Source organism: Pseudomonas sp. CP4 (assembly GCF_047758505.1).
In the GTDB taxonomy this organism is placed as follows: Bacteria; Pseudomonadota; Gammaproteobacteria; order Pseudomonadales; family Pseudomonadaceae; genus Aquipseudomonas; species Aquipseudomonas fluorescens_AO.
In genome coordinates, this window is record NZ_CP180489.1 from 4,124,511 (window position 1) to 4,143,398 (window position 18,888).

Below are 18,888 nucleotides of genomic sequence, written 5' to 3' on the forward strand. Positions count from 1 at the left end.
GGTGCCATTGCTGAACACGGAGTGCCGTCATGAACCTGCATCAGTTCGCCGAAACCCACGAAGTCACCAATCAGCCGCCGTCGCTGGACGGCACCAACCTGTACCGCATCGACCTGCCGCTACAGGAGTGGTCGCGGCGTTTTGGCGCCGGTTGGGCCGAGTCGCGTATCGATGCCTACGGCGCACTGGCGGGCGGGCCTTTGATGGAGGCGGGGTTTCTCGCCAACCAGAACAAACCGGTATTTGCCAGCCATGATCGCTACGGTCACCGCATCGATCTGGTCGAATTTCACCCGGCTTACCACGAGCTCATGCGCAGCGCGATCGAGCATGGCCTGACCTCGCTGCCCTGGGCACACCCGCAGGACGGTGCCCATGTCGCCCGCGCTTCGATGACCTATCTGCATAGCCAGGCCGAAGCCGGCAGTGGTTGCCCGTTGACCATGACCTTTGCCAGCGTGCCGGCCCTGCGCTTGCAGCCGAACCTGGCCGAACAGTGGCTGCCGAAAGTCCTCGCCACCGAATACGATCCGCGCAATGTCGGCATGGCGCACAAGGCCGGCGTGACCATCGGCATGGCGATGACCGAGAAGCAGGGCGGCACCGATGTGCGCGCCAACACCACCAAGGCTTACCCAGTCGGCGCCAGCGGCCCGGGTCAGGCTTATGAGCTGGTCGGGCACAAGTGGTTCTGCTCGGCGCCAATGTGCGACGCCTTCCTCACATTGGCGCAAACCGACAAGGGCTTGAGCTGCTTCCTGCTGCCGCGCCATCGCCCGGACGACACGCGCAATCAGTTCTACATTCAGCGTCTGAAAAACAAACTCGGCAACCAGTCCAACGCCTCCAGCGAAGTGGAGTTTCGTGGCGCGCTGGCCTGGATGATCGGCGAAGAAGGGCGCGGCGTGCCGACCATTATCGAGATGGTGGCGATGACCCGTTTCGATTGCATGGTCGGTTCCAGCTCGCTGATGCGCCAGGCGCTGACCCAGGCCAGCCATCACTGCGCGCACCGCAAGGTTGGCGGCAAATTGCTCAGCGAGCAGCCGCTGATGCAAAACGTACTCGCCGATCTGGCCCTGGAAAGCGAGGCCGCGTTGGCCCTGAGTCTGCGCATGGGCAAGGCGCTGGATCATCTGGATGATCGCCACGAAGCGCAATTCGCGCGGCTGGTGACGGCGGTGGGCAAGTACTGGATCTGCAAACGCGCGCCAGGAATGATCAACGAAGCCGCTGAATGCATGGGCGGCGCCGGTTATGTCGAAGACAGCATCCTGCCACGCCTGTACCGCGAAGCGCCGGTGAACTCGACGTGGGAAGGTTCGGGGAATGTGCAATGTCTCGACGTGCTGCGCGCTCTTTCGAAGGAGCCAGGCGTGCTCGATGTGCTGTTCAGCGAATTGGGCGACGGCCATGGCGACAAACGTCTGGCCGCGCATATCCAGCAATTGCAGGCGCAGTTCAAGGACACCAGTGACATTCAGTATCGGGCGCGGCAGTTGACCGAAGACATTGCCCTTGGATTGCAGGCCAAACTCCTGTTGGAGGCGGGGAATTCAGCCGTCAGCGATGCTTTTATTGCCAGCCGTCTGAGCGGTGGAGGTCGCGTCTACGGCGCGTTGCCGCGTGGGCTGGACGTCGAAGCGATCGTCGCACGCTCGACCCCACAGCTTTTCTGACCGCAATTTTCCCGACACCACAAAACCCTGTGGGAGCTGGCTTGCCAGCGATGGCGGTCTGTCAGTCAACATCGATGTTGAATGTGACGGCCTCATCGCTGGCAAGCCAGCTCCCACAGGGATTCAAGTTACCTGAAAGATTTCGGTACACCCACAACGCCACTGTTCCCGTGCGTCCACGATGCAGGCAAGATGAAGCCCTGCAAGTCAGAACACAGGAAGCTGATCGTGACCGAAGCGTTTATTGTCGTTCAAACCGCCGAACAAGCCGTGGATCGTCTGGCCGAGCTGCATGAGCGGGCCACCACTGCGTTGAATTCCGCGCTCAAGCGTTACCTCAAGGACCGCGTCGAGCCCGACGCCGAACAGCGTGCCCTGTTTCGTTATCCCGAATTGCGTCTGACCTACCACTGCCAGGGTGAAGTGCCGCAGACCACCCGCGCTTACGCCAAGGTGCAGTTGCCGGGCACTTACAGCGTCACCGTCACCCACCCGGCGGCCTTTCGCAAATACCTGCTGGAACAGCTGACACCGTTGATGCATGACTTCACCGTGACCGTCGAAGTCGGCGTCAGCCAGCAGAACATTCCGTATCCGTACGTGGTCGAGCAGGGCGATGAACTGGCCGGCTCCGGTGTCACTGCGGCGGTGCTGGCGCGGGTGTTCCCGAGCACGGATCTGTCCGCCGCCACCGATGGCATTGCCGACGGCCTCTACGACTGGGAAAACACCGATCCGCTGCCGCTGGCCTTGTTCGACGCCGCGCGCGTGGACTTTTCGCTGCGCCGTCTGGTGCATTACACCGGCAGCGACTGGCGCCATGTGCAGCCGTGGATTCTGCTGACCAACTATCACCGCTACGTCGACCAGTTCATCGTTCATGGTCTTGAGCAGTTGCGCAACGATCCGCGTTTCGTGCGCATGGTCCTGCCGGGCAATGTGATCATCGAGAAGAGCATGGACCACGGCGAAGCTTCGGCAATTGCCGCCGGTGTGGTCTGGCACCGTTATCAGATGCCGGCCTATCACCTGATCGCCAGCGATGGCCACGGTGTGACGCTGGTGAATATCGGCGTCGGCCCGTCCAACGCCAAAAACATCACCGATCACCTGGCCGTGCTGCGCCCGCATTGCTGGCTGATGATCGGCCACTGCGGCGGCCTGCGTCAGTCGCAGACTATCGGCGACTACGTGCTGGCCCACGCCTACATGCGTCGCGACGGCATTCTTGATCGCGTGGTGCCGCCGAATATTCCGATCCCGGCACTGGCCGAAGTGCAGCTTGCTCTGCAGCAGGCAGCGGCGAATGTCACCGGCGAGAAGGGCGACGATCTGAAGAAGCGCCTGCGCACCGGCACGGTTCTGACCTACGACGACCGTAACTGGGAATTGCGCTGGGCTCAGGAACGGCCACTGATCAACCTGTCCCGCGCAGTGGCGGTGGACATGGAAAGCGGCACGATCGCCGCGCAAGGTTATCGCCTGCGGGTGCCCTACGGCACGTTGCTCTGTGTTTCGGACAAGCCGCTGCACAGCGAAATCAAACTGCCGGGCTCGGCCAATGCCTTCTATGAACGCGCAGTCAGCCAGCATTTGAAAATCGGCATCGAAGCGGTGGATCTGCTGCGCACCGAACTCAATTCGCTGCACTCGCGCAAACTGCGCAGCTTCGACGAGCCGCCGTTCCGGTAACGCTTAGTCGTGGTCATTTGGCGGTCGGGGCACTAGCATTGTCAGCCCTGATCGCTAAATGTTCTGTCTCTTATGTCCCGTCCCCCGCGTCCACCTTCCCGCCGCCCCGGCGCGAAGCCTCAGTCTTCTGCCCCGCGCCGTGTTGCCAAGGCACCACCGGCCGAGCCGAAACTGATCCTGTTCAACAAACCCTTCGATGTGCTGACGCAGTTCAGCGACGGTGAAGGGCGGGCGACGCTCAAGGATTACATCGATGTGCCGGGGATTTATCCGGCCGGACGTCTGGATCGCGACAGCGAAGGTTTGTTGCTGCTGACCAACGACGGCCAGTTGCAGGCGCGCATCGCCGATCCCAAACACAAGCTGGCGAAGACCTATTGGGTGCAGGTGGAAGGCGAGCCGACGGCCGAGCAGTTGCAGCGCCTGCGTGATGGTGTCGAGCTGAATGACGGCATGACCCTGCCCGCCGAAGCGCGACAACTGGCTGAGCCGCAATTGTGGCCGCGCAATCCACCGGTACGCTTTCGCGCGACCATACCCACTTCATGGCTGGAACTGGTGATTCGCGAAGGGCGTAACCGTCAGGTGCGGCGCATGACGGCGGCGGTCGGGTTGCCGACGTTGCGTCTGGTGCGGGTCAGGATTGGCGACTGGACCATTGAAGGGCTCGATCAGGGCCAGTGGCGGGAAGTACCGGCGCGCTTATAAGGCGCCGGATTCGATCAGGCCGATCACCACACTCTTGATGATGAACGCGGCCACGCCCAGGCCCAGCACGAAAAACAGGATGAACGAGCCGAACCGCCCGGCCTTGGATTTCTTCGCCAGATCCCAGACGATGAAACCCATGAAAATGATCAGGATGCTGACCAGACCGGTCATCATCCATTCTTCGAACAGTGCTGGATCCATTGGCGATCTCCGGCGCGGGCAGGGCTGAAAGGGCGGCGGCGAGTATACGCCATGGTCGGATGGCGAGGCATTGATCTGCGTCGCCTGTGCGGGCCCCTTCGCGAGCAGGCTCGCTCCCACAGATTGAAATGCATTCCCCTGTGGGAGCGAGCCTGCTCGCGAAAGCGATTTCAGCTACGCAAATGAGTCAGCGGCAGTTCGGTGCTGTTGAGCACCTGATTCAGCACGAAACTCGAGCGCACGCTGGTGACCCCCTCGATCCGGGTCAGATGCCCCAGCAGCAACTTCTGGTAGTGATCCATATCCGGCACCACCACTTTCAATTGGTAGTCGGCATCCACTCCGGTCACCAGGCTGCATTCCAGCACTTGCGGCAATGTGCGGATCGCCGCTTCGAAGTTTTCAAAGCGCTCGGGCGTGTGCCGGTCCATGCCGATCAGCACATACGCGGTCAGGCTCAAGCCAAGCATCTTGCGATCGAGCAGGGCAACCTGGCGCGAGATATAACCATCGTCTTCCAGCTGCTTGACCCGGCGCGAGCAAGGCGAGGGCGACAGACCGATGCGCTCGGCCAGTTCCTGGTTGGAAATACGGGCGTCGCGCTGCAATTCCGCCAAAATACTCAGGTCATACCGGTCGAGTTTGCTCATCAATCTGTCCTTGGTCGTAACTATTGCGGCGGATTATCTATCCAGGGTTAAAAATTGCGCAAGCAGTGTTTAATTGAGCAATTTTCGCAATCATCTGTCGCGCCCTCAGGCCTATTCTTATCACCAGAATCACTGCTCGGTAACACAGTCCACGCGGTTCGCCCAATCAGGCCCGCCGCGGCCGCCACCCCCACCGGGGATGTGCCGGCCCCCGAGCTGCACACTGTCCAGAAGACGGCGTGAGGTGAGCCGACGTCAAAAGCGTCGAGCCAGGACGAAGTATCTCCAGAAGGGAGGCCGACGGGTCTCCCTTTTTTCTTGCCTGCGATTTCATGTTGGCGCCTCAATAAATAAGTCGCGCGACTGATAACCTGTTGCAGAACCCGGTGGGGTAGTTCCGAGTCTCAGCAACAAGCCCTCCCAACGACAGGCTCCCGCAGTGAGGAAAAGCATGAATTCGCGCATCTGGCGTCTGGCCGGTGTTGGTTTGCTCTGTGTGGGTGTCAGTGCGCAAGCGCTGGCCGATGAGCCGCAGAACCGAGGGCCTGGCAACGGGCCGCAGAACGACGGGATCATTCGTGGCGACAATAGCCGTCAGTTCGAGCACAACGGCCAGCCGCATAACAATGACGGTCAATGGCAGAACCGTGATCACAACCGCCCGGCCTACAACCCCAACCCGGTTCGCCAACCGCCACCGCCGCCACAATTACCGGCCAACAGTCTGCCGATCCAGCCACGTCCCGACGCCGTGCGCCAGACCCAGGAGCCGCGTCAGGGTTACTACCGCGACGAGCGCCCGCAGAACGGTTACCACAATCAGCAATGGCAGACGCAGCCGCGTCCCGATGACAACCGCTGGCCGGGACGGCCGAACGGTCATGGCAATGGCTGGGGGCCGGGCCCGCAGTATCGTCCGGGCCATGTGATCGATCGCTTCCCGGATCGTGATTACCGCGTGCCGTATCGCGGTCAGGATTACTTCTACTCCGGCGGCTACTGGTATCGCCCGCAAGGCCCGCGCTACATCGTCGTGCAGCCACCGCGCGGGATTCGCATCCAGTATTTGCCGGATTACGCCAGTGAGGTATGGATCGGCGGCTCGCTGCTGTTCCTCGCCGCCGGCTCATATTACGCCTATCAAGAGGCGACGCAGGACTACGTGGTGGTCGAGCCGCCGCTGCAGCAACCGCCGCAACCGCAAGCTCAGGGCTATGACGTCGAAGCCTACCCGGCCAACGGCCAGTCGCCGCAGCAAGTGCAGCAGGACGGTTACCAGTGCTCTCAGTACGCCGTGCAGCAAAGCGGTTTCGACCCGCGCACCGCGACCTACCAACCGGCGCCCGAAGTGGTTGAGGCGTATCGCCAGGCGCAGGGCAACTGCCTGAGCAGTCGCGGTTATCAGGTCAGATAGGAGCAGCTGCAAGCTTTCAGCTACAAGCTACAAGCTACAAGCTACAAGCTACAAGCTACAAGCTACAAGCTACAAGCTTGAAGCTAGAGACTTTTCGCTTGTGGCTGCTTTTACAGGATCGGCGTGGACCAGTACCTCGGCTCTGGGATAAGCCTTGTGTATTGCCGCCGCTGCTTGATCGCTGATGCCATGGGCGACTGACAGGGTCAGTTCGCCCGGCAATTCCAGGTGCAATTGCACAAACCAGTGGTTGCCGGAGATCCGCGTGCGCAGGTCATGTGCACCGAGCACGCCGGGGACGCTGCAGGCCAGTTCGAGCATGTGCTGGCTGACATCGGTCGGCAGTTCCTCGTCCATCAGCACCGAAAAACTTTCCCGAGCGATCTGGATTGCGCTCCAGAAAATGTACGCGGCGATCCCCAGGCCGAACCACGCGTCCAGTTGCGCAAAACCCATTCCCGCCAATACCAGCGCGATGAGGATGCTGCCGTTGAGCAGCAGGTCCGAACGGTAATGCAACGAGTCGGCGCGTACCGCGTTGGAGCCGGTCTGCTTGATCACTCGATGCTGCAACATCAGCAGCGCCGCCGTCAGCAACAGCGAAAATACGATCACGCCGATGCTCAGCCACGGCGCGCCAAGCGGCTCCGGCGTATGCAAGCGTTGGTAGGCCTGAAACGCGATCAACACCGCGCTGCCACCGATGAACAACGCCTGCGCCATGCCCGCCAGCGATTCGGCTTTGCCGTGGCCATAACGGTGATCGTCATCCGCCGGGCGCAAGGCGTAGTGCACTGCCAGCAGATTGAGCATCGAGGTGACGCCGTCCAGCGCCGAGTCGGTGAGGCCGGCGAGCATGCTCACCGATCCACTGAGCCACCAGGCAATCGCCTTGGCGACGATCAGCGTGCAGGCGACGGCCACCGAGGCGCGGGTCGCCAGTCGCAGCAGGCGGGCGTGTTCGGGGCTGGAGGTCATTGAACGTCCTTATTCAAGCGGCGGGTTGCAGGCCGAACATCGCCAGTTGCTGAGTGCTGCCCTTGTGCTGGATCAAGCGTGGATCGTCGAGGGGAAAGTCTCTTCCCAGCTCGCTCTCAAGAATCGCCTGCAACTTGTGATTGTCGACCTGTCCATCCGGGCCGATGGCTTGCTTGAGCTTGGCCGGATCGATCTGCGCGGTGTGGCCCGGTTCGAAATAGATCGCGCCGGTGGCGAAGTCGACAGCAAACGCGATCAGTCCGGGAATGATGTAGAACAGCAGGCCGACGGCATCGAGCACGGCAATCGCCGGGTCGATCTTGCCGTCGATCTGGCCACGCCGGTCCGGGTAGAAAATCGAACCGCACGCCGACAGTTGCGTGAGCAGAGTGGCGACCAGAACACCGCCAATCAGGCGAGAGGGTAAGCGCATGGAAATGTCTCCTGAGTCATCAAATAACGAAGCTTCGTCTTGTGAAGTTAAGACCCTGACGAACGTCAGACAGTTCGTCGTTATACTCGCGGCGGGCAGGGCGTACCCACAGTAAATTGCGGCCTCGTCTCACCCCTACTGAAATACGTTGAGGATTGAAGTTGTTTTCTCCAGATCGACACCGCGTGAAGGCTGATGAATTCTATCGGGGTTCGGCCCTCCGGGCTAAAGCTGTGAACGCGCCATGCTGCGTTGCGGGACTTGGCAAGGAAACGACCCTTGCCCGCGTCCGGCGCCTTGCCTGGCACGCTCACAGCTTTAACGCGACTCGCAATTTACTGTGGGCACGCCCTGGGGAGCCAGCATGATTTCTTTGCCGATCGACGATGTTTTACCCGCCCTGCGTGAAGCCCTCGCGTCACGCCACGAAGCCGTGCTCGAAGCACCGCCCGGCGCCGGTAAAACCACCCGCGTGCCCTTGGCCTTGCTCAACGAAGCCTGGCTGGCCGGGCAGACCATCGTCATGCTCGAACCCCGACGTCTGGCTGCGCGGGCGGCGGCGGAGCGTTTGGCCAGCGAGCTCGGCGAGCAGGTCGGTGAAACCGTCGGCTATCGCATCCGCCTCGACAGCAAGGTTGGCCCGAAGACGCGTATCGAAGTGGTCACCGAAGGCATTCTCACCCGGCGCTTGCAGGACGACCCGGCGCTGGACGGCGTGGGTCTGCTGATCTTCGACGAATTTCATGAACGCAGTCTCGACGCCGATCTGGCGCTGGCGCTCAGTCTGAACGGTCGCGAGCTGTTTCGCGCTGAACAGCCGCTGAAGATTCTGCTGATGTCGGCCACCCTCGAAGGCGAGCGGTTGGCGGGGTTGCTTGATGACGCGCCGATCCTGCGCAGCGAAGGGCGCATGTATCCGGTGACGATGCGCTGGGGCCGGCCATTTCAGCCGGGCGAATACATCGACCAGCGCGTCACGCACACCGTACTCGAAGCGCTGCACGACGAAACCGGCAGCCTGTTGGTGTTCCTCCCGGGACAAGCGGAAATCCGCCGCGTGCACCAGCAATTGGCCGACGCCATCGGTGAGCGCAAAGACGTTCTGCTGTGCCCGTTGCACGGCGAACTTGACCTCAATGCGCAACGTGCAGCGATCGATCCGGCGCCCCCCGGTCAGCGCAAAGTGGTGCTGGCAACCAACATCGCCGAGACCAGCCTGACCATCAACGGCGTGCGCGTGGTCATCGATGCCGGATTGGCGCGGGTGCCGCGCTTCGACCCGGGCAGCGGCATGACCCGTCTCGACACCCAACGCATCTCCAAGGCCAGCGCCACCCAGCGTGCCGGCCGCGCCGGGCGATTGGAGCCGGGCGTGTGTTATCGCCTGTGGTCGCAGGATCAGCACGAACAACTGGCGGCTTATGGCAGCGCCGAAATTCTCTCGGCGGATCTGGCCAGCCTCGCTTTGCAACTCGGGCGCTGGGGCGTGACCCCGGGCGAACTGGTCTGGCTCGATATACCGCCGGCCGCCGCGTATGCCCAGGCGCAGGATTTACTGCAACGGCTCGGCGCCTTGCACGGCGACACGCTGACGGCCCACGGCCAGGCCATGGCCGAACTGCCGGCGCATCCGCGTATCGCGCACTTGTTGTTGCGCGGTCAGGCGCTGGGGCTGGCGGCGATGGCCTGCGATGTGGCGGCGCTGCTCGGCGAGCGCGATATCCTGCGCGACGCTGGCGCGGATCTGCACAGCCGATTGGTCCTGCTTTCAGGGGAAGAGCGCGCCGGTCGTGGCGCGCAGGGCGGGGTGCAACGCGCCCGGCAATTGGCCCGGCAGTATCGCGGCTACCTGCGCGGCAAGCCGAGTGAGCCGGTCAACGATCCCGAGCATCCGCGTTGGCTTGGCGCTCTGTTGGCGCTGGCCTACCCGGATCGCGTCGCCCAGCAACGGCGTGCCGGTGGTGCCGAATACCGTTTGGCCAACGGTCGCGCGGCGCTGTTCGCCGAGGCCGACAGCCTGATGAAGCACGAGTGGATCGTTATCGCCGACCTCGGCAGCCGTCAGGGCCAGCGCGAAGAACGCATTTATCTGGCGGCGGATTTCGATCCGGCGCTGTTCGATTCGGTGCTCGCCGAGCAAGTGCGCAGCGTCGATCAACTCGATTGGGATGAACGCGAAGGCGTGCTGCGCGCCGAGCGCCAGCGCAAGGTCGGCGAGCTGATTCTCAGCCGCGAACCGTTGACCGGTCTGGATGAAAACGCTCGCAGTCAGGCGCTGGTCAATCTGGTACGGCGCAAGGGCCTGGAGCTACTGCCGTGGACGCCGGAACTGCGCCAGTGGCAGGCGCGGGTGGGGCTGTTGCGTCAGCTCGATCTGGGCACTCAGGACGACAGCCAATGGCCGGATGTCAGCGACGCGGCATTGTTGAATATGCTGGAGGACTGGCTGATGCCGTATCTGGGCAAGGTCTCGCGGCTCAGCCATTTCGCCAACCTCGACCTTTCGAGCATCGTGCGCAATCTGCTGCCGTGGCCGCTGCCGCAGAAGCTCGACGAACTGGCGCCGCATCATTTGAGCGTGCCGTCGGGTTCATCGATTCGCCTGGATTACAGCGAACACCCACCGATACTCGCGGTGCGTTTGCAGGAGCTGTTTGGTCTGGCCGATACGCCACGGATCGCCGGCGGCCGGCAAGTGGTCAAGCTGCATCTGCTGTCGCCAGCGCGGCGGCCGGTGCAGGTCACGCAGGACCTGGCCAACTTCTGGCGCAGCACCTATGCCGAGGTGAAGAAGGATCTGAAGGGGCGTTATCCAAAACATTATTGGCCGGACGATCCCTTGGTGGCCGAAGCCACGGCGCGGGCAAAACCACGCGGCACCTGACCCGTAATGGCTGCGCGCCATTAGCCCATCCGTGCTAATTGCCCTTGGTTGTTCAGGCTCGCAGAATCGCCGCCTGAACAATAACAAGCCTTGTTGCCTGGCAACTTGTGCCCAAGGAACGGAACTGCCCATGACCTCTTTCTTCAAGCTCAAGAAGTTGATCTTCTTGTCGGCTGCGCTATTGGCCGCCTCCAATCCGGCCATGGCCGAAGAGCCCAACCCGATTGGCGACTGGTGGATTATCTACGGCAACGGCGTGCCCCAGAAAAACATCATGTACGTCGCCGATGCGACGTCGGTGGTGCCTTCGCAGAAAACCAAAGGCGCGACCATGGTCGCAGTGACCCTGGTGTATGAAGAACCCGGCAAACCGATGATCGACGTCTACAACCTCGAAGCCCAATGCTCTACGGGCAAGGTGCGTTTTATCAATGGCCAGTCCATCGAGCGTCTGGCCTACACCATGCGTCATCTGAAAGTTGCCAATCAATGGCAAGCCCCGAAAGAGTTCTGGGTCCAGCAAGCGCTGAAGTTTGCCTGCGCCCCTGACAGTCGCGCGAAAAACGACATGGCCGCCGTGGGCAAGATGGAATACCTGCAGATGATCGAGATGCTGCAGCAGATGTTCTTCAAACTCGCGCCGATCCAGCAAAAGAGCCAGATGATGGACAACATCGACAGCCTGCTCGAACTCAAGAAATAAGCCGAGGCATCCAATGACTTACACACGTTTATGGCTGGCAACCCTGCTGGCAGGATGGCTGTTGAGCGGCTGTTCCACTATCGCGCAAAGCCGCTGGGAAGGCCGTGATATGCAGGAAGCACTGGACCTGTTCGGCACGCCCGATTCGATGAAAAAAGAAATCGGCCCAAACGGCGAACCCTTGGCCGTGCTGACTTGGTACAAGTCCTCGAGCTGGACCACCACCGAAGCGGCTGGCACTTCGATGAACCATACTGGCAATGGCATGGTGTACACCGAGCATTACCAGCAGGTCGGGCACAGCTCAAACTGCAAGTTGCAGGCGAAGGTCAATCAGCAGAAGAAAATCGCCCAGTTTCTGATCGAAGACGGGCGAATCCTGCATGGCAAATGCACCAACGTTCGCTATGTTCCCGGCTACGTTCCGCCCGGCCTGTGAGGGCTACAGCGATTACGGCGCAGCGGGCAACAGGAACCGCGCAATCACCGGCAAGTGATCGGAGATGCGCAAGGTATCGTCCTGCCGCACCTGCGCTTGCACACGTTTGAGCTTGGGGCTGTAGAACAGATAATCGACGGTGCGATCCGGGCCATTGAGGCCGGGGTCGTTGGGGTAATGGGTCAGCCATTTGGCTCGATCGATACCGCCGGCCTCGTTGTTGGTCGGGATCATCGGGTACTTGTCCCACAGCAGATGCAGTTCGCTGTCGGCAGAGTAGGGCGTGCGGCGCTCGACCGGCAGGCGTCGATACTGGCCCAGCGGCAGCAGATTGAAATCGCCACCGATCAGCCACGGCAGGCCTTGGCTTTCATATTTGTCGAGGACTTTGGCCACGGCAGCCACTTGCGCCTGCACGTTGCCGTCGGCCTGGCTGGCGCGCTGCAAGTGGGTGTTGAACACGGTCAGTTGTCCGCCATCGCTGAGCGGCAGTTTGACGGCGAGCAAAGCGTCTTTGGGCTGGAACTGGCGGCTGATGAAGTTGCTCGGTGCGACGGGCAGTTGCAGGCGTTCGGCGTGTTCGATGCGATAGCGACTCAACGTGGCCAATTGGCGGCCGACGCTGCCGTAGATGTGGGGCTCGGGAACGAAATCGGCTTTCCAGTCGAAGGCGCTGGTGCTGCACGGGTAGAGGTCGGCGACGCGCTCCTGCAACAACTTGAGTTGATTCTGGTAATCGCTGGCCTTGGCGCCCTCGTCGAGCTCCTGCAACAGCACCACCTCCGGTTGTTCGTCACGAATCACCCGCGCTACTTCGTCGAGGCTGAACGCCATGTCTTCGGCGGTCGGCGCTTCATCGTCGCCTTCGGCCAGATCATTCCAGAATACGTAGCGCTTGCCGGCGAGGAACTGCACGTTCCAGGTCATGACTTTCAGCGCTTGCCCGGGCACCAGCGTTGGCGCGGTAGCGCCGCAACTGACCGGCAGGGTTTCGCGAGCGTCGGGGCGCCAGGTCAGGCTGAACAGCAGTACGCCGAACAGGACGACGGCGAGAATGATGAGGAGCAGGGTGTAGCGCAGCAGACGGGTCATGGCTCGGCTTATAGCGTTACAGAAAGTGGCCCCGAGCATACCTGACGGCAGCGGCGAAGCCCAAGCGCGGCGCGGTCAGACCGCTCCGTTACGTTTGTCAGGCAATTCGCTGATCAGCATGAACAGGCGGAACAGCACCACACTGGTGAACAGTTGCAGGAAGCTGTGAGCGCTGTCGATCAGCCCGGCGATCAGTGGATTCTGCGGCTCGGGATAGACCGCCAGCGTCGCGCCCTTGAGCAGCCACAGCGGCGTCATCACACAGAGAATGCACAGCAGAATGCGCCAGAAATGCCCACGGGTCAGGCGCAGGCTTTCCTTCATCGCCTGCAACGGGCCGAGGCCGCGCAGGACCAGCAGGTACTCGGCGAACGCGAGCATGACCATCAGCATCAGGCCCGGCAGGAAGTACAGCGACAGGCCGAGCAGAATCAGCAAGGTATTGAGCGCGGTGAGCACGGCGAAGCGCGGCCACAGGGTGGCGGCCATCGCCAACAGGTCGCGGTTGCGCGGCGCCTCGCCACGGCTGCGCGCATCGAGAAACAGTATCAGTGCGGCGGTGTACAGCGGATACACCAGCAGACCGACGATGATGCTGACGCCGGCAAAGGTGTCCGGCCCGGTGGCGTGATCGACTGCCTGCTGCAAGAAGGCTTCGACAATCACCAGCGGCAGGCACAGCTGCACGATGCTGCCCAGATGGCGTTTGAAAAAATACAAAGAGTCGCGCAGTACTTCGAGGGCATTCATCAGTCGGTATCGCAGGTCGAAAACAGTGGCTCACTTTAACCGATGCAACGCGGGGCGACACAAACGTAAACATTCGGTAAAGGCCATTGAAACGTTTTGTCACTGTCTCCATTACAGGAGAGCACCGCGCTCAGAGTGGGCACGGGCACGTTATTACCGGCAATCTACGAGGTCGCCATGAACAGCGAAGAGCAAACCCTGATCGATGGACTGTTTTCCCGGCTGCAACAGGCCGAAACGGAGGCAGCCCCGCGCGACGCCCAGGCTGAGGCGCGGATCAAGGAACACCTGACGCGCCAACCGGCGGCAGGCTATTTCATGACCCAGGCGATTCTGGTGCAAGAGGCCGCGCTGAAAAGCCTCGACGAGCAGAACAAGCAGCTGACCCAGCAAGTCCAGCGTCTGCAGGCCGAACTGCAATCGGCCAAGGCCCAAGGCGGCGCACCGGCATCCAGCGGTGGCGGCGGTTTCCTGTCGAGCATTTTTGGCGGCGGCAATTCGCGTCCGGCACCAAGCCAGAGCGCAACGCCGTCGTCCTCCGGCGGCTGGCGCGAACCAGCGCCGCAGCAGAGCTATCAGGCTCCGGGACCGCAACAGAGCTTCGGCGCCGCGCCGCCCAACTATGCGCAGCAGGCAGCCCCGGCGGCGGGCCCCAGCTTCCTCGGCGGCGCGCTGAAAACCGCCGCAGGCGTGGCCGGTGGTGTGATGCTCGCGCAGGGCATCAGCAGCCTGTTCCATCACAACCAAGCACCTGAAGAAATCGTCGAGATCATCAAGGAAGAACCGGCACAGGTCGCCGACCAAAGCAACAATGGCTTGGGCGTTGATCAGCGCGTGGCGGACAACGGTTTTTCTGGCAATGACCAGGGCGGTTTCAGCGACGCCGATTACAGCAGCGACAATTCGTCGTTTTTTGATGACGACGACTCCTTTGTCTGACATCGCCTCTGAAGGCTGACATAAACACTGTGGCGAGGGGATTTATCCCCGCTGGGCTGCGCAGCAGCCCAGCGGGGATAAATCCCCTCGCCACAACACCGTTTGTCAGGGACACCTCGGCGTCAGCCGGTGATTATTCGCTGAATCTTTCTCTTGGCTGGCATACTGAGCGCCTTTTTCGGGCTTGATCGCCTGACCCCGCTTCGTGCGCTTGCGCGCTCACAGGAACTCCGGTGAAAAAAATCGCAGTGTTCGCCGATGTGCAGAACCTCTACTACACCGTGCGTCAGGCCTATGGTTGCCACTTCAACTACGCCGCACTGTGGGCGGACATCAGCAAGAACGGGCAGATCGTCGAGGCCTACGCGTACGCAATCGACCGTGGCGACAGCAAGCAGCAGCAGTTTCAGCAGATCCTGCGCAACCTTGGTTTCACGGTGAAGCTCAAGCCCTACATCCAGCGCAGCGACGGCTCGGCCAAGGGCGACTGGGACGTGGGCATTACCCTGGACATCATGGACGCTGCCGACCATGTCGACGAAGTGGTGCTGGCCTCCGGTGACGGCGATTTCGACATGCTGCTCGAACGCATCATCAACAAGCACGGCGTGCAAGCAGTGGCCTACGGCGTCCCCGGCCTGACCGCAAACTCGCTGATCCGCGCCGCCAGCCGTTACGTGCCGATCGAAGGCGCGCTGTTGCTCAAGAGCTGAGCTGAACAATAGATTTGAACGGAGTACACCCCGGTTTGGAACGCATTGCAGTCATCGACTTTGAAACCACCGGCCTGTCGCCGAACAGCAGCTGCCGCGCCACGGAAATCGCCGTGGTCATGCTGGAAAACGGCCGCATCGTCGAGCGTTACCAGAGCCTGATGAACGCCGGGGTGCGCGTCCCGGCGTTCATCGAACAACTGACCGGAATCAGCAACGCCATGCTGCGCACCGCGCCGCCGGCCGAGCGGGTGATGGAGGAGGTCAACGAATTCGTCGGCTGCACGCCGTTGCTGGCGCACAACGCCTCGTTCGACCAGAAGTTCTGGGATTTCGAACTGGGCCGGATCAAACGCACACGCTTGCAGAATTTCGCCTGTTCGCTGCTGCTGTCGCGGCGCCTGATGCCGGCTGCGCCGAATCACAAGCTCGGCACGCTCACCACTTTCGCGCAGCTACCGCATACCGGCCAGGCTCACCGGGCCATGGCCGATGCCGAGATGGCGGCCAATCTGATGGCGCATCTGGCGCAAGAGTTGCGGGGCAAGCATGGGGTGCGCGAGTTGAATCACGACCTGCTGTGCAAATTGCAGAAAGTCCCCGCCGCCAAAGTGGGCGAGCATTTGCAGCGTTATCGCTGATGTCGGGCACCACACAGTAACCTTGTAGATACTCTGTTCACGGTCAAGCTTTTTGGACGTGTTTACCGCTAAAAAGCTTGGCCGTGTCGAAGTCTTCTCCGGCCTGCATGCAGGCCCATAGTCCGGTCAGGTATTTGCGCATGACTGCGACGATAGCTTGCATCTTCCTCTTTCCTCGGGCCACCAACGTTTCGTAAAACGCTTTCACGTTCGGGTCGCAACGTATGGCGGTCAGCGCAGGCATGTACATCGCTGAGCGCAAATAGGCATTGCCGCCCTTACTTATCCGGCCGGGTTTATCAATGCTGCTTCCTGATTGCGTGAGTCGGACATCGAGTCCGGCATGGCGGCTAACCTGCGCGGATTTAAGCGTCACCGGTAAGGTCGTCAGTTCAGCCAGCGCTGCAAATACTGAGATCTCACCCATGCTTGGAGCGGCAATCATGTGTCCAAACTGGGCGCTCAACATTGGGCAGTTGTCGATCAATGCCCGACCAGCGACACGGAAACGCTCGATTCGTTTGTCAAAGGCGTTGATGGCCTCTTCTTCATCCTCAATCAGCATCGGGAGTGTTGTTTGAGTAGCTTTTAGCGCATGCAGCTCGTTTTTGGCGCGGGTGCGGTGACCTGTCAAACGATTGATGTGGCGGCCGATAGCACGCAGCTCAAGCTGTATTGAAGTGGGCGGCGTCCACAACCTTGGGCTCATCCGTTCGCCGTATTCAGCTAATAATTGGGCATCGATTGCGTCCGTTTTGCTGTTTTTCAGCATCAGCTTTGCAAAGTTGTGAAAACTCTTCGGATTGATAACCGAGACTGGCAAACCCGCCGCAGCGAGCTCCATGGCCAAGTCCAGGTAGTAGATACCGGTGGCTTCCATCACCACAGATATCGGCTTGAGCTCAAGCAATTTGCCGACAGCAGCCTTGCGCCCCGCCGGCGTCTGGTCGATATTGCACTGACCTGCAAAGCGGCCGCCATTGCGCCAGCCCATCGCTGTAGTGCGAGATCCCACATCCAAACCGACGTGCATGTTCATGCTTTCAACTCCAAGAGAACTGAGTTAAAAATGCTTCCTGGTTCCCCTGACCTCGAACTTCATGCCACTGCAACCTTGTAATGCGAAGTCCGACTCGTCGGCTTCTCGATACTCTTCGTGGTGGGCAATGAGGCGGGGGGACCTCTCTACAGACAAGGTCAGGAGCAAGTCCTGCCTTAAGGAGCGATCGGTCTCCCCCAGAAACACATCTTCGTATGTCGCACCAGCGAGCTTAGATCTCATTCATGCTGGTGTCTGGGGAACATACAAGGAGTGAGCCTGCTCGCGATGACGGAGCATCAGTCGATGGAGATGTTAACTGCCACTCCGCCATCGCGAGCAGGCTCACTCCTACACTGGATCGGTGGTGATCCGAATTATTTACCGTTGCCTTCGATGTGTCCCAACGGCACACGCTTTTCGACTGCGCTTGAAAGCACAATCGACGTCTTGCTGAATCCGAACTTCGCCACCCGATCGATCAACTCTTCCAGCTCCGGCATCGAGGCCACCGCCGCTTGCATGATCACGCACGGGTCGCCGGTGACCCGATGGCATTCGGTGATCTGCGGGATTTTGATCAGTTCATCGTAGGCCTTCTGGTTGCCGTGCTGGTTCAGGCGCAGTTCGATCACGCACTGGATCGGCAGGCCGATTTTCGCCATATCGATTTTTGCTTGATAACCGGTGATCACCCCGGCCGCTTCCAGTTTGGCCACGCGCTCGGCGACGGCAGGGGCGGAGAGGTTAACCTTGCGCGCCAGATCAGCGTAAGACGCGCGGCCGTTGTCCAGAAGTGCGCCGAGCAGCATGCGGTCATATTTGTCCAAGGCGAACTCCTGAAATGGCCAGACTTTCGAAATCGCGGCTTAACCCGGCGATCTCCGTGTTTTCCAAAGTGTAGCGGCGCGAAAAACAGCTTTTGTAACTTATTTTTGCGCGGCAGCCTTTCTAGAATAACCCGTCCATAGAAATCTGACTGTCGAGCTGCCCATGCCTGCCTTGCGCCGTTTTTCGCTGCCGTTGATCGCTGCGTTTTTTGCGTTGTATGTGATTTGGGGATCGACCTATCTGGTGATTCGCATCGGCGTCGAATACTGGCCGCCGCTGTTGCTGGCCGGGGTGCGCTTCGTCATTGCCGGCAGCTTGATGTACGCCTGGCTGCGCTGGCGTGGTGCTCCGGCGCCGACCTGGGCGCAATGGAAAGCGGCGGGGCTGGTCGGCATTCTGCTGCTCAGTTTTGGTAATGGCGCTGTGAGCGTGGCGGAGCACACCGGCGTGGCGTCAGGTGTCGCTGCGCTGGCGGTGGCGACGGTGCCGCTGTTCACCTTGTTGTTCGGTTACTTCTGGGGCGCACGCAATACGCGGCTGGAATGGGCCGGTGTGGCGCTGGGGATCATTGGCATCGCCATGCTCAATATGGGTTCCAACCTGCAATCGAGCCCGCTCGGTGCGATGTTGCTGATTTTCGCGGCGGCGTGCTGGGCGTTCGGTTCGGTGTGGAGCAAATACCTGCCATTGCCGGCGGGGGCGATGGCCAGCGCGGTGGAAATGCTGGTTGGCGGCGTGGTCTTGCTGATCGGCAGTGCGCTGAGTGGCGAGCACCTGCAAGCCATGCCGCCGCTCGAAGGCTGGCTGGCGCTGGCCTATCTGATTTTCTTTGGCTCGATCATCGCCTTCAATTCCTACATGTATCTGCTCAAACACGTGCGCCCAGCGGCAGCGACCAGTTATGCCTACGTCAACCCGGCAGTGGCGGTGTTGCTCGGCGTGGTGTTTGTCGGCGAGACCATCGGCATCGAAGAAGCGCTGGCGATGCTGGTGATCATCAGCGCCGTGCTACTGATCAGCCTGCCGCAGTGGCGTCGACCGCCGCAGCTTCCGGTCGAAGAGGCGAAAGCCGTTCCGACGGAAGCGCGTACGAATTAGG

At 61.0% G+C, this 18,888-nt stretch carries 19 protein-coding genes; 11 read left to right on the forward strand and 8 right to left on the reverse strand.

The features are described from left to right. The first annotated feature begins 29 nt into the window (after positions 1 to 29). The 3 genes from ACMYUN_RS18495 (at position 30) to ACMYUN_RS18505 (ending at position 4,079) form a co-directional block, all read left to right on the forward strand. Complete coding sequence (locus ACMYUN_RS18495; protein ID WP_415761343.1) at positions 30 to 1,679, forward strand: acyl-CoA dehydrogenase family protein; 1,650 nt, start codon at positions 30 to 32, stop codon at positions 1,677 to 1,679. Positions 1,680 to 1,871: 192 nt separating this feature from the next. Further along, positions 1,872 to 3,371, forward strand: a complete 1,500-nt coding sequence (amn, locus tag ACMYUN_RS18500) for an AMP nucleosidase (RefSeq protein WP_200890480.1) — start codon at positions 1,872 to 1,874, stop codon at positions 3,369 to 3,371. 72 nt (positions 3,372 to 3,443) lie between these two features. Beyond that, entirely contained in the window at positions 3,444 to 4,079 is a 636-nt protein-coding gene (locus tag ACMYUN_RS18505; RefSeq protein ID WP_039761782.1) for a pseudouridine synthase, read from the forward strand. Here the strand turns inward: ACMYUN_RS18505 and ACMYUN_RS18510 are convergent. Continuing rightward, complete coding sequence (locus tag ACMYUN_RS18510) at positions 4,074 to 4,283, reverse strand: DUF2788 domain-containing protein (protein ID WP_016773053.1); 210 nt, start codon at positions 4,281 to 4,283, stop codon at positions 4,074 to 4,076. The genes ACMYUN_RS18505 and ACMYUN_RS18510 overlap by 6 nt on opposite strands. 170 nt (positions 4,284 to 4,453) lie before the next feature. Continuing rightward, on the reverse strand, positions 4,454 to 4,933 hold the full coding sequence (locus ACMYUN_RS18515) for an Lrp/AsnC family transcriptional regulator (RefSeq protein WP_007909658.1): 480 nt from the start codon (positions 4,931 to 4,933) through the stop codon (positions 4,454 to 4,456). A gap of 451 nt (positions 4,934 to 5,384) precedes the next feature. Here ACMYUN_RS18515 and ACMYUN_RS18520 point away from each other — a divergent pair, with 451 nt between their 5' ends. Then, positions 5,385 to 6,347 (forward strand): DUF6515 family protein, encoded by a 963-nt coding sequence (locus ACMYUN_RS18520; protein ID WP_415761344.1) that lies wholly within the window; start codon positions 5,385 to 5,387, stop codon positions 6,345 to 6,347. Positions 6,348 to 6,416: 69 nt separating this feature from the next. Here ACMYUN_RS18520 and ACMYUN_RS18525 read toward each other — a convergent pair whose 3' ends face one another. Then, entirely contained in the window at positions 6,417 to 7,325 is a 909-nt protein-coding gene (locus tag ACMYUN_RS18525) for a cation diffusion facilitator family transporter (protein ID WP_415761345.1), read from the reverse strand. Positions 7,326 to 7,338: 13 nt separating this feature from the next. Continuing rightward, positions 7,339 to 7,758 carry a hypothetical protein gene (locus ACMYUN_RS18530; RefSeq protein ID WP_016773056.1) on the reverse strand — a complete coding sequence of 140 codons (420 nt, stop codon included), beginning with the start codon at positions 7,756 to 7,758 and terminating at the stop codon, positions 7,339 to 7,341. A 364-nt stretch (positions 7,759 to 8,122) separates the two neighbouring features. Between ACMYUN_RS18530 and hrpB the strand changes: the two genes are divergently transcribed. The 3 genes from hrpB (at position 8,123) to ACMYUN_RS18545 (ending at position 11,784) form a co-directional block, all read left to right on the forward strand. Beyond that, positions 8,123 to 10,642, forward strand: coding sequence for an ATP-dependent helicase HrpB (hrpB, locus tag ACMYUN_RS18535; RefSeq protein ID WP_415761346.1), 2,520 nt, complete (start codon positions 8,123 to 8,125; stop codon positions 10,640 to 10,642). Positions 10,643 to 10,772: 130 nt separating this feature from the next. Next, positions 10,773 to 11,345, forward strand: coding sequence for a hypothetical protein (locus ACMYUN_RS18540; RefSeq protein WP_415761347.1), 573 nt, complete (start codon positions 10,773 to 10,775; stop codon positions 11,343 to 11,345). Between the two features lie 13 nt (positions 11,346 to 11,358). Continuing rightward, positions 11,359 to 11,784: a hypothetical protein gene (locus tag ACMYUN_RS18545; protein ID WP_415761348.1), complete on the forward strand. Its 426-nt coding sequence runs from the start codon at positions 11,359 to 11,361 to the stop codon at positions 11,782 to 11,784. 12 nt (positions 11,785 to 11,796) lie between these two features. Here ACMYUN_RS18545 and ACMYUN_RS18550 read toward each other — a convergent pair whose 3' ends face one another. Together ACMYUN_RS18550 and ACMYUN_RS18555 are read right to left on the reverse strand one after the other, a co-directional pair. Beyond that, positions 11,797 to 12,876: an endonuclease/exonuclease/phosphatase family protein gene (locus tag ACMYUN_RS18550; RefSeq protein ID WP_415761349.1), complete on the reverse strand. Its 1,080-nt coding sequence runs from the start codon at positions 12,874 to 12,876 to the stop codon at positions 11,797 to 11,799. Between the two features lie 75 nt (positions 12,877 to 12,951). Further along, positions 12,952 to 13,626, reverse strand: coding sequence for a YciC family protein (locus tag ACMYUN_RS18555; RefSeq protein WP_039761773.1), 675 nt, complete (start codon positions 13,624 to 13,626; stop codon positions 12,952 to 12,954). Between the two features lie 177 nt (positions 13,627 to 13,803). Between ACMYUN_RS18555 and ACMYUN_RS18560 the strand changes: the two genes are divergently transcribed. The 3 genes from ACMYUN_RS18560 to ACMYUN_RS18570 all read left to right on the forward strand — a co-directional run bounded on the left by ACMYUN_RS18560 (position 13,804) and on the right by ACMYUN_RS18570 (position 15,919). Continuing rightward, a complete protein-coding gene (locus tag ACMYUN_RS18560) occupies positions 13,804 to 14,565 on the forward strand; it encodes a DUF2076 domain-containing protein (protein WP_415761350.1) in 762 nt (253 codons plus the stop codon). A 233-nt stretch (positions 14,566 to 14,798) separates the two neighbouring features. Then, a complete protein-coding gene (locus ACMYUN_RS18565; RefSeq protein WP_056790604.1) occupies positions 14,799 to 15,278 on the forward strand; it encodes an NYN domain-containing protein in 480 nt (159 codons plus the stop codon). Between the two features lie 35 nt (positions 15,279 to 15,313). Further along, positions 15,314 to 15,919, forward strand: a complete 606-nt coding sequence (locus tag ACMYUN_RS18570) for a PolC-type DNA polymerase III (RefSeq protein WP_129999770.1) — start codon at positions 15,314 to 15,316, stop codon at positions 15,917 to 15,919. Positions 15,920 to 15,962: 43 nt separating this feature from the next. Here ACMYUN_RS18570 and ACMYUN_RS18575 read toward each other — a convergent pair whose 3' ends face one another. Together ACMYUN_RS18575 and ACMYUN_RS18580 are read right to left on the reverse strand one after the other, a co-directional pair. Continuing rightward, entirely contained in the window at positions 15,963 to 16,958 is a 996-nt protein-coding gene (locus ACMYUN_RS18575; protein WP_415761351.1) for an IS110 family transposase, read from the reverse strand. 377 nt (positions 16,959 to 17,335) lie between these two features. After that, on the reverse strand, positions 17,336 to 17,788 hold the full coding sequence (locus ACMYUN_RS18580; protein ID WP_129999771.1) for an Lrp/AsnC family transcriptional regulator: 453 nt from the start codon (positions 17,786 to 17,788) through the stop codon (positions 17,336 to 17,338). A gap of 163 nt (positions 17,789 to 17,951) precedes the next feature. Between ACMYUN_RS18580 and yedA the strand changes: the two genes are divergently transcribed. Then, positions 17,952 to 18,887 (forward strand): drug/metabolite exporter YedA, encoded by a 936-nt coding sequence (gene yedA / locus ACMYUN_RS18585; protein ID WP_415761352.1) that lies wholly within the window; start codon positions 17,952 to 17,954, stop codon positions 18,885 to 18,887. Position 18,888 lies beyond the last annotated feature (1 nt).